Origin of the sequence: Halomonas sp. TP35 (assembly GCF_052375975.1) — a bacterium.
GTDB lineage: Bacteria > Pseudomonadota > Gammaproteobacteria > Pseudomonadales > Halomonadaceae > Vreelandella > Vreelandella citrativorans.
Genome location: NZ_JBQSUZ010000001.1, coordinates 287,253 through 298,010 on the forward strand (window position 1 = coordinate 287,253; position 10,758 = coordinate 298,010).

Annotated in this window: 10 protein-coding genes and 1 pseudogene; 9 read left to right on the plus strand and 2 right to left on the minus strand. The window is 49.9% G+C overall.

Features of this window, described 5'->3' with window-relative positions; translation table 11 throughout:
* The first annotated feature begins 39 nt into the window (after window positions 1–39).
* The 4 genes from ACT3RU_RS01335 (at window position 40) to ACT3RU_RS01350 (ending at window position 5,434) form a co-directional block, all read left to right on the plus strand.
* Window positions 40–1,875 carry a TnsB C-terminal domain-containing protein gene (locus tag ACT3RU_RS01335; protein WP_192526910.1) on the plus strand — a complete coding sequence of 612 codons (1,836 nt, stop codon included), beginning with the start codon at window positions 40–42 and terminating at the stop codon, window positions 1,873–1,875.
* 9 nt (window positions 1,876–1,884) lie between these two features.
* Window positions 1,885–2,775, plus strand: a complete 891-nt coding sequence (locus ACT3RU_RS01340; RefSeq protein ID WP_192526911.1) for a TniB family NTP-binding protein — start codon at window positions 1,885–1,887, stop codon at window positions 2,773–2,775.
* A gap of 20 nt (window positions 2,776–2,795) precedes the next feature.
* Entirely contained in the window at window positions 2,796–3,857 is a 1,062-nt protein-coding gene (locus tag ACT3RU_RS01345; RefSeq protein ID WP_192524527.1) for a TniQ family protein, read from the plus strand.
* Window positions 3,858–4,546: 689 nt separating this feature from the next.
* On the plus strand, window positions 4,547–5,434 hold the full coding sequence (locus tag ACT3RU_RS01350) for a hypothetical protein (protein ID WP_096277095.1): 888 nt from the start codon (window positions 4,547–4,549) through the stop codon (window positions 5,432–5,434).
* Window positions 5,435–5,580: 146 nt separating this feature from the next.
* On the opposite strand, the gene ACT3RU_RS01355 is transcribed toward ACT3RU_RS01350, so the two are convergent.
* Window positions 5,581–5,919 (minus strand): hypothetical protein, encoded by a 339-nt coding sequence (locus ACT3RU_RS01355; RefSeq protein WP_141393021.1) that lies wholly within the window; start codon window positions 5,917–5,919, stop codon window positions 5,581–5,583.
* Between the two features lie 213 nt (window positions 5,920–6,132).
* Between ACT3RU_RS01355 and tnpA the strand changes: the two genes are divergently transcribed.
* The 5 genes and pseudogenes from tnpA to ACT3RU_RS01380 all read left to right on the plus strand — a co-directional run.
* On the plus strand, window positions 6,133–6,423 hold the full coding sequence (gene tnpA / locus ACT3RU_RS01360; RefSeq protein WP_022519766.1) for an IS66 family insertion sequence element accessory protein TnpA: 291 nt from the start codon (window positions 6,133–6,135) through the stop codon (window positions 6,421–6,423).
* Complete coding sequence (gene tnpB / locus ACT3RU_RS01365) at window positions 6,420–6,764, plus strand: IS66 family insertion sequence element accessory protein TnpB (RefSeq protein ID WP_192526912.1); 345 nt, start codon at window positions 6,420–6,422, stop codon at window positions 6,762–6,764. The genes tnpA and tnpB overlap by 4 nt, the downstream gene beginning before the upstream one ends.
* A gap of 28 nt (window positions 6,765–6,792) precedes the next feature.
* Window positions 6,793–8,445 (plus strand): IS66 family transposase, encoded by a 1,653-nt coding sequence (tnpC, locus tag ACT3RU_RS01370; protein WP_192526913.1) that lies wholly within the window; start codon window positions 6,793–6,795, stop codon window positions 8,443–8,445.
* Window positions 8,435–8,704 (plus strand): hypothetical protein, encoded by a 270-nt coding sequence (locus tag ACT3RU_RS01375; protein ID WP_022519664.1) that lies wholly within the window; start codon window positions 8,435–8,437, stop codon window positions 8,702–8,704. Before tnpC ends, ACT3RU_RS01375 begins: the two co-directional genes overlap by 11 nt.
* A gap of 22 nt (window positions 8,705–8,726) precedes the next feature.
* A pseudogene (locus ACT3RU_RS01380) lies at window positions 8,727–9,536 on the plus strand (IS3 family transposase); the annotation flags it as partial.
* Between the two features lie 60 nt (window positions 9,537–9,596).
* Here ACT3RU_RS01380 and ACT3RU_RS01385 read toward each other — a convergent pair.
* Window positions 9,597–10,559 carry a porin gene (locus ACT3RU_RS01385; protein WP_086961201.1) on the minus strand — a complete coding sequence of 321 codons (963 nt, stop codon included), beginning with the start codon at window positions 10,557–10,559 and terminating at the stop codon, window positions 9,597–9,599.
* Window positions 10,560–10,758 lie beyond the last annotated feature (199 nt).

The window sequence follows — 10,758 nt, forward strand, 5'->3', positions numbered from 1 at the left end:
GTGATAACAGCCAATGGTCGTACCTATAGAGTTTCGCACTTGTTGGATACAGCAACCCTCCTTGCTAAAGATACCGACACTGGAGAGGTGCACCGTCTGTCTGCGCATCAGCTTCGTCCCGTAACGGATATAGAGCTTGGAGAAGGTGGTGTTGCTGAAGGAAAGGATTTATCCGAGATCGAAGACGAAGACTGGCAAGTTGCTCAGCAGCGGTTTGCAGCAATCCGTCCTCTACTTGACGATCCATTTCGTACTCGTGCAAAGGCAGAGCAGTTAGCAGAAGAAGCCGGTGTTCACGTTGCCACTTTATACCAATGGGTTAAGGACTATCACGAGGCTGGCCATATTTCAGCATTGATACCAGCCCCGCGAGGCCGCAAGCCAGGTACGAAAAAGCTCGATAAGAAAGTCGAGGCAATAATCGAAGGGGCGATCAATGACTTATATCTAAGTCGTCAACGATATAAGCCCAGTGACGTAATTATCACTGTCAAAGCTCATTGCAAACAGGCCGGTTTACTTCCTCCTCACTCCAATACAATCCGTAACCGCATAAAACAGATTTCGACACGTGAAACGATGAGACGCCGCGGGCTACGAGATAAGGCGCGTGACACCTTTGCTCCTATCAGGGGAGAGTTTCCAAATGCGGATTTCCCTCTTGCTGTTGTTCAAATAGATCATACGCCTGCTGACGTCATCTTAGTTGATGAAGAGCATCGTCTGGCGCTTGGCCGACCGTGGATAACTCTGGCTATTGATGTCTTTTCACGAATGGTGGTGGGGATTGCGGTTAGCATGGAAAAGCCCAGTGCTATCTCAGTGGGTTTGTGTGTCTCCAATGCCATGTTGCCTAAGCATGAATATCTTGCAAACCTGGGGGTGGGGCAAGAGTGGCCAGTCTGGGGGAAAATGCGTGTTCTGCATGCTGATAACGCGAAAGAATTCCGGGGGAAAATGCTGCGCCGGGCTTGTGAACAATACGGTATCGACCTGCAATTACGTCCGGTAAAGCTTCCCCACTACGGCGGACATATAGAGCGTTATATGGGTACTGCTGCAAATGAGATACACACCTTACCTGGCACAACATTTTCCAACGTTGAGCAACGGAAAGGATATGACTCAGAAAAAGAATCAGCGCTCACCCTTCGTGAGTTTGAGCAGCATTTAGTTGAATTTATTGTTGGGGTGTATCACCGTCGCAAGCATTCTGAATTGAACATGCCACCAATGCGCAAGTGGCAACTCGGTATATTAGGAGACTCAACACAGCCGGGCTTGGGGATGCCGCCTATACCAACTGACCCCACGCGTTTGAAGTTAGACTTCCTTCCTCTTTATTCACGCACTGTGCAGCGCTACGGCGTCCAGCTGGATGAAATTAATTACTACCATGAAGTGTTGAACCCTTGGATTGGTTCAAAAGACCCCGAAAATCAAACGAAGGCTCGTTCATTTACTATCCGTCGTGATCCACGCGATATCAGTAAAGTCTATTTCTACGACCCTGAAAGTGAGATCTATTACATGGTTCCTTATCGGAATCCTACTCGACCAGCGATTAGTGTGTGGGAGTTACGGGAAGCAACTCGCCGCATTCGAGAGGAAGGACTGCGGCATGTTGATGAGGATGTGATTTTTGAGACCATTCTCAAGATGCGTCATCGTGTTGAACAGGCCGTCACGAAAACGAAGCAAGCAAGACGTCAGATGGCTCGTATCAATACGACGAAGAAACTCGCCAAGAAAACGGAATCTGTTGAAACACAAGCGCCTGCTAAGAGTGTTTTTCCTGCTCCACCTCAAACAGAGGTGCAAAGTGAGATTGATATATTCGCACTGCCTATAGAACCATTCGATGACGATGCCTAGGGAATGAATATGACCCATTTTGATCACCTCAAGCCAGAGATTGCTGAGACACTCACCTGGACGACGGAAGACCGCATTTATTTCGCTCAGCAAAACCATTGGATTTCCTATCCTAGGGCCAAAGAAATCATGACCCGGCTTGAGGATCAATTAGCACATCCCCGTGTACAGCGGATGCCCAACACGTTGCTGGTCGGAGAAAGCGGGAATGGAAAAAGTACATTAATCGACCGTTTCAGAGAAAAGCATCCTGTGAAGATTCTTCCCTCTGGAGAGCCATTAGCACCTGTCATTGTTATGGAAATGCCCTCCGAACCAAATGAGGGGCGTTTTTGGACTGAGTTACTTCTGTCATTAAAGATAGCCCACAGAGATACGGATCCCGTGCAGCGTAAGGAGAACCAAGCTATTTCGGTATTAACTTACGTACAAGCCAGGATGCTCATTATTGATGAAATCCACAATGTGCTACATGGAAGTGCAAGACAACAGAGGCATTTTCTAGGAATGCTTAAAAGATTGAGCAATAAGCTACAGCTTCCGCTTGTAGCCGTCGGTACGCGTGACTCCATTCTCGCGCTGCACACCGATACTCAACTCTCAAGTCGCTTTGAGCCGCTGGCACTACCTCGATGGCAGTTAGATGTTAGCTTCTTGCGCCTCTTGGCCAGCTTTGAACGCTTACTGCCATTAGCTGAGCCCTCTCAGCTGTCTAGTCAGGATATCGCGATAAAGCTACATAGTATGAGTGGGGGCACCATCGGCGGCGTAGCGACCGTGCTTAAAAGAGCGACCGTTAAAGCGATCCGAGATGGTAAAGAGCATATAGACGCTAAGCTTCTTGATAACATCGGCTGGGTTAAACTCTCTGATTATGGCAAGGAGGCGCTTAAACTGTGATCAGAGGAAGCTGGGCGATCATGCTATCACCAGCTAAGAATGAGCTGTTTACTTCGTGGTTGATGCGTAGCGCCTTTGCTCACGGCCTGACCCCCTATCGGTTTGCTAATTACTGGGCTCCATCTATTCCTATCTGGAGCCGTGACATTGATCGTAGTGCCAGTGATGAGCTGCTCTATACCGTGTCGCGCCACTCAGGTTTTGATGTTGCGTCAGTCGAAAGGATGACATTACGTTCAATTGAGCAGAGTTTGGTAAAAATTCATCGTCAGGGAAATGTCCCCTTTCTTCTGTCAGCGGGGATATCTAACAAGGTACGTACCCAGCACGGCCTCCAATATTGTTCCGAATGCTTCAAGGATTATGGGGCCATCTATTATCGTGACTGGCGTTTAGGGTTTATGGTTGTTTGTCCTTACCATGGCGCCATGATGAGCGATGCTTGCCCACGTTGTGATGCGCCATTGATGCCACATCTAAGTACCGTGCAAAGAATGGATCGCTGTACGGTATGTGGGGTGTCGCTTCTTTCTCGCAAGTTACCAACCTTGTGCTGTTCTCCATTAGTGTTAGCTCTTCAATCCCAGCTACTGAAATTAGCGAATGGAACTCCGACTAACTTGCTCCCACAAGCGTCCACCAGTCCGGAAGCTCTGAGTGTCATTCGGGTAATGGCAGGCGTGCTCGCTAATTCGCTACAGCATGATCGACTGAGGCATCATTACGACTTGAAACCCTTCCATCGTCCTTCAAATCAGCGTTGCTTGTATGAGCATCAGCGTGTTGCCTATAGGACTGCAATTTTGGAAACCTTGGCATATTGGCTTCTTGATTGGCCATCGTCATTCCAAGAAGGTTCAAGTGTGCTTGGTCTAACTCAGAGGACATTCATAAAATCTATAATGCCTGCTTTTTTTGCTGAGCAGTTGTCATATCTGCCTGTGGGGGTACGAAGAACGCGCAGCACGAATCAGCAGCCAAAAGGCCCTTGTCTAAATCGGTGCCGACGAACTGAGCTTGTACAGTTCCGCCAGGAAAGAGCTCGACATATATTAAGTTTTTTAGGATACCCATTTTTGTGAGTCATAAGCCCCACTTGCAGTGTGATGACTGTGGTCGATCCATGCTTAAGGCGCAAAGGCGCTACAAAGGGAGCGCTTACTGCTCGACATGTTATGCCCGTGAGTTTAAGAAGAAGACTTGCACTAAATGCGGCGAGTCAGTGCGAGCCCATAAGTATGAAGAGAACCCGGTCTGCGGTGAGTGCCTCAGGCTGCACCGTGTCTGCGCGCGCTGCGATAAGCCGCTGCCGAGAGCCGGTTATCTTATTGGTCACGCTGCGTTTTGCAAAAGCTGCGCTCCGCATGGGCGAGAGGAACATACCTGTTCCCGTTGTGGATGTCTTTCTAGCAGATATTCACGCATCACTAATGGTGAACTTTCAGAGATTATCTGCCAGGCATGCGAAAGGAAGGCCTGCGCATTTGTAACCTGCTCGGTTTGTCGGAAATATCGTCAGCTCCATCAATATGATGTTGAAGGACGAGCTGTTTGTAGAGATTGCAGCGGGCCATATCCAAAAACTCACTCATGTCCTGACTGTGGAGCAGATACTCCCGGTGGTGGCAACGCCCCTTGCCAAGACTGTTCTTTAAAACGCCGTTTAGACCGACGAATAATGCTGAACCTTGAGTTATTTGAAGCTTCTTGGTGTAGAGCGCTATTTCTTGAGTTTTGCTCTTGGGAAAGGCTTCCTAGGCAAGCGGGAAATATGACGACGCGAATAGATAGTTATGCGCGTTTTTTGGTCATACTCGAACGGAATACTTTGTCCGTCAGAGATATTGATCAGCAACACTTATTCAATTTATTTGGAGCTGAAAAGCTTCGCCGTTCTTTTCATGTGGTGAATTTCTTAGTAGAAAAACTAGGCATAGAGTGGGATAACGAAGAGAAAGAGCAAGCGATTGAAAATAAGAGGATTAATGATATTTTGCAATGTTATGAGAAGCAGCCTTGGCATCGTGAGGTCGTCGACTATGCAAAAGAATTGAGTGAGAGAGTTACTTACAAAGAGACACCAATCAAACCTTTGACTGTTAGGAACTATCTGCGAGCAGCTATAGAGCTATTGATGTCAGCCAAGGTATCTTCCATTCAGGAACTTCCCGAAGAAGCTATCGTATCTCATGCTAAGAAAAAGCCAGGGCATTGTGCTTCCTTAGCTGTTTTCAGAACCTTTGCCAAAGATAAATACGCCGTTAATCTCGTGTTACCTGAGAAAAAAAATAAAGGGATAAGCAATAAGCAACACGTTAAAAAAATTAAGGCAGTAATGGAAAAGCTTGTTTCAACACCGAACGAGCGCGAAGCTAAAGCTTTAATGCCTGCAGCAATTTCAATGCTTTATCAGTTGCCATTAAAAAAGGTACTTATGCTTCGCTGTGCACACGTTGTGCAATCCAGCCGAAAGGTGTTCATTACTGTGGATGATGAGCGCTACGAGCTCCTCGGGCCGCTGCCTCATTTAATGAAGGTAGATCAGTTGGGAATCGACCCTGAGGCTTTTATCTTTGCTGGCAGAAGCCGTATGCAGCCTATGAGCACGGGAACTGTGCGGTACCATGTAAAAAAGCTTGAAGCGCAAATAGGAATGTAAGGTGTAGAGCTTGGCCAATGTGAGCCCTATGATAATTCGCATGATAACCATTTGTTATCGCTGACAGGCTGCCACACCTTTGCCATTTTTTTATTCGCATCAAATTGGCTATTCGCTCTAGTGGTCAATACTGATGCCTGTGATTGTTAAATCCGACCTCGCGCTCCACCACCTGAGGAACCGGGACCTTCTACATATTCGAGGTTCAGATCAACTTCAATCCGAACAGGAGGAATACCATAAACCTCATCTTCCAATCTCGACTTTGCATAGTTATTAAGTGCAAATCGCTCGCACAGGTGTCCACCTTCTCGCCATTCTGATTTTGAAAGTCCAAGTACAGTGACTAATCCCAAGCCAGCATGGTAGATTTTGTAAGGCATTGAATTTTGGCTTTCCCTTGTGCCATGAATTATCGGCTCTTGCCAAAAAAGCTCCAAAAAATTTCGCTGCGGTTCAGTAAGATTAGAAATCGTTTGATTCACCATCCCCTTAAAACGATTTTTTTCGAACTCAATAAAAAGTGGACGTACTACAGGGCTCAGCTGGAAAAAAAACTCAGCAGCGGGTGCTTGATGTATTTTTGTGATCCAACCCGATTTGCTCAGCCAGCGTAAGCGTTCATTCTAAGACGTCCTGCCGCCCGGCTGACATTCGCCCTACAGTAACCTCACATTTGCCCACACGAGGTTACCCCCATGAGAAAGCACCGCACCCCGGAACAGTGGCAGGCCCTGGTTGACCAGCATCGTGACAGTGGTCTGTCAGCTTCGCAGTTTTGTAAACAAGAGAACATTGGCTATTCCAGCTTCTGCAACTGGCGAAAGCGCCTGTCCGATCAGCCGACCGATAATTCGACAGACTCTGGAGAAGCCAGCTTTCTCGATTTGTCGTCACTGATGGGCACGTCGCCATCATCCGGCTTAGGCTGGAATATTGTGCTCAGCCTGGGTAACGGCGTCGAGCTACGGCTGAGCCAGAACGGATGATCGGGCTCGATAGCCAGGCGCGCATCTGGCTATGTACCGAACCCACAGACATGCGCAAATCCTTCCGGGGCCTGAGCGCCCTGGTTCGGAATCAGTTGAAGCACGACCCGCTCAGTGGCCAGTATTTCGTCTTCGTCAATCGTCGCAAGACCCAGATGAAGATGCTGTACTTCACCGCCACCGGTTATTGCCTGTGGGCCAAGCGCCTGGAGCAGGGCCAGTTCCGGGTGCCGTTATCCGCCTCCGGGCAGCGAGCCCTGACCCTGACGGATCTGCAACTGCTGATCGATGGCATCGAGGTGCAGAAATATCGCCAGTTCAAGCGTTTTCGAGAGGTATAGAAGGCCGACTTTCGATATAATATCGGCCATGAATTCAACCGCTTCCGCTCCTTCTTCCAATGCACCTTCCTACTCGGCTCTGGCCGAGGAGAATGCCGTGTTGCGGGAGCAGTTGGGAGCCCAGGCAGAAGCGATTCGTCAGCTGACGCATCAACTGGACTGGTTCAAAAAGCAGCTGTTCGGTCCCAAATCCGAGAAGCAGGTGTTCGATCTTCCCGGGCAGGACAGCTTGTTCCAGCCAGAGGAAGCGCCGCTACCGGCGCCGCCTGCTGACGAAGAAGAACGCCCCATCAAGGCCTATCAGCGTGGCACCGGCAAGAAGCAGCGCGACGATGGCTGCCTGAACGACACCGGTCTGCGCTTTACCTCTGATGTGCCGGTGGAAGTCATAGAGTATCTGCCGCCAGAGCTGACAGGGCCGGAGGCCGATCAGTACGAAGTAATCGGCAGTAAGACCACCTACCGGCTGGCCCAGCGGGCCTCCAGTTACGTGGTGCTGAAGGTGGAGCGCCCGGTGTTCCGGCGCAAGGGGAGTGACAAGCCCATCACCACGCCGGCCCCGTTCAACGTGCTGGACAACAGCCTGGCCGATGTCAGTCTGCTGGCCGGGTTGCTGGTGGACAAGTTCCAGTTCCACCTGCCGCTGTACCGTCAGCACCAGCGCATCCAGCAAGCCGGTATCACAATCAGCCGCAGCACCCTGACCCATCTGGTCAAGCGCGTGATCGACCTGCTTCGGCCCATTGTGGATGCCCAGACCGACAACGTGCTGCGCAGTCGGGTGCTGGCCATGGATGAAACGCCGATCAAGGCCGGTCACCAGGGTCGGGCGGGCCCGCAAAAAGGCAAGTTGAAATCCGGCTGGTTCTGGCCGTTATACGGCGATGCCGACGAGGTGGTGTTCACCTACTCGAACAGCCGTGGGCGTGCCCACATCGAAGCCATCCTCAGCGAATCGTTCAACGGCACGCTGATCAGTGACGGCTACGCGGCCTATGCCCGCTACGCTGCTGCCCAAGAGAACGTCACCCACGCCCAGTGCTGGGTGCATAGCCGCCGTTATTTTATCGAGGCGCAGAAGGATCACCCGGAAACCGTCACCGAGGCCCTGCAACGAATCGCAGCGCTGTACCGGAATGAAGAAACCATCAGAACCCACGGGCTGACTGGCGAGAAGAAACGTCAGTACCGGTTGGAACACTCGAAACCGGTCGTTAGCGGCTTCTTCCAGTGGTGCCGGGATCAGTTGGCGTCAGGCGGCCTGGTGCCGAGCGATCCACTGACCAAAGCTCTGAACTACGTGCTCAGCCGGGAAGCCAGCCTGAGCGTATTCCTGGAAAACCCAGACGTGCAGCCAGACACCAACCACCTCGAGCGGGCACTACGCCCCATTCCCATGGGCAAGAAAAACTGGATGTTCTGCTGGACTGAATTGGGGGCGGAACACCTGGGCATCATCCAGAGTCTGATCAGCACCTGCAAGCTGCACAATATTACCCCCTACACTTACCTGGTGGACGTGCTGCAACGCATCAGCCAGCATCCGGCCAGTGACGTCAGCGACCTGACGCCTCGTCTCTGGAAAACCCGGTTCGCCGAGAATCCGCTACGGGCGCTGATCGATCCACGCCATCCTGACCGACAGAACAAACAGCCGGAGGCCACCGTTCATGCGCATTGACGACATGAGCATCGACCAGTTGCTGGAACTGAATCAATACATCTGCCGGCGAATTGATGAACTGCGTGACCGGGAGAACCTCCAGGCGCTGAGCCAGTTGCGGGTGGGCCTGAAAGTGACCTTCGAGAGCCGGGAAGGCCCCGTGCTGGGGATTGTCACCAAGATCAACCGCAAGAGCGTGATCGTGCTGGATGAGGATGGCAGGAAGCAGTACAAGGTCTCGCCGGAGTTATTGAGACCTCTCCGGGACGTGAAGTAGGTCAACTACGTCTTGGAATGAACGCTTACGCTTTAAATACTGGAAACAACGTTCAAAAAGGCCTGTGTGTGCCACGAAGATCAAGGAAATAGCCAAGGTCAAAGAATTATTTCGCAAGAGCGAAGGCTCTGCAGGGGCGCGCAGCATCGCACAGATGGCGACAAGTCAGGATGTGCCGTTAAGTCGCTATCGCGCTGGCCGCCTGATGGAAAAACTTGGCCTAATTAGCTGCCAAGTGCCCAGGCACACCTACAAGAAAACAGGTGATGAACATGTTGAGGTACCGAACCACTTAGCGCGTCAGTTTAACGTTGGGGCGCCCAACCGCGTTTGGTGTGGCGACGTCACGTATATCTGGACTGGCAATCACTGGGCTTATCTAGCCGTTGTCATGGACTTGTTTGCCAGGAAAACGATTGGCTGGTCGATGTCGTTGTCACCCGATAGCGAACTCACCAGCAGCGCATTGAAAATGGCTTATGAGAGCCGTGGGCGGCCAAAAGGGGTTATGTTCCACAGCGATCAGGGCAGTCATTACACGAGCCTCAAGTTCCGTCAAACGCTCTGGAAATTCCGGATAAAACAAAGCCTTAGTCGACGTGGTAACTGCTGGGATAATGCGCCAATGGAGCGCTTCTTCAGGAGCTTAAAGGTTGAATGGGTGCCAACGTATGGCTATCGCTCATTCTTGCAGGGGCAGCATCATATCGTGAATTATTTAATCGGGTATTACAGCCAGCTTAGGCCTCACCAACATAACGGTGGTATGAGTCCGAACCAGGCAGAGAAAAAGTACTGGGTTAACTATAAAGCGGTGGCCAGTTTTACTTGACCACTACAAGTTCAACTTTCGGGGTGCTGTGTAGACCTGTATTAATGGGCTCTGTGAAACTTAGAAATCGTATCGAACCCCTAAAGCCCACCAATCCTTATCAATCGCATTGATCTCCCTATCTGTACTGCTAGCATATTCTAAATATACAAACATTGGATCACTAAGCCGGTAGCTGCCACCCGCAACGTATTGGACGTCACTCAAATTCATGTCACTATTTTCCATATAGCTGACGTTCCCGTATATTTTGCCTTCTGAGTAACTAAAAACGGGTGCTATACCATAATGACGAATATCTCCCTGCTCTTCAAATAACGCACCGACACTTAGCTGTGGAGATATTTTGTAGGTTACGCTTGCCCCGAGTAGAGCATCATCATCACCTTCTGCTTCATCATAGCCAGCGGCAAAACGTACCGGGCCTGTTTCATAGGCTACATATCCCATTAGGTTAAGTGTTTCTTCTTCACCTGCATCTTCATCTTCTGGATCGAGCTTTCCAGCGACACCCAGGCTGAAGCCATCGAAACTTTGGGATTCAAAAGAGATAGAGTTTCCACGGGCGCGGGCACCACCTTTTGCCAAGGCTCGCCAATCCACAGTATTTCTTACATTGATAACCTTGGATATGTTCTGATAATAGATGGAGTCAAAGTTACCAACCTTTACGGCTCCGACGTCTTCAAATCGTAGCCCTACATATGTGTTCCTTATATCATCAATGACGTTAGGCCGTGCCTCGTCACGATCATTAGCGGTGAATCTAAACTCGGCTCTTATAAAACCCTCTAGCTTAGGATTTATCCTATGTCCAGCTTTAAAGCCAAGGCGTGAACCTTCTTCACTAATATAGTCGTTACCGTCATCGTTGTTTAACGTCAAGTGTATACGGCCATATAGGTCAAAGTAAGTTTCTCCGTCTTCATACACATTGAATGCCTGTGTGGTTCCTGAAAACCCTAAACCTGCTACTAGTGCCAATGTAGAAATGCCATGGCATTTTTTGTTGTTCAACAACATGTTTACTCCCTGATTTATCTTTTTGAGTTTGTTTTTACACTGCCGTGAGATTTTTTTTCTTTTTGGCCCTCCTCTTTTTTATTAAATGTTGTATGGCGTAGGCATTAATAAGCCGCTCACTCAGCCAAAGCGGGAGACTTTTTCATTGAATTTCCTTTGCGAGAAATTCTACTTTAAAGCACTACGGTTTGGTGGGGGG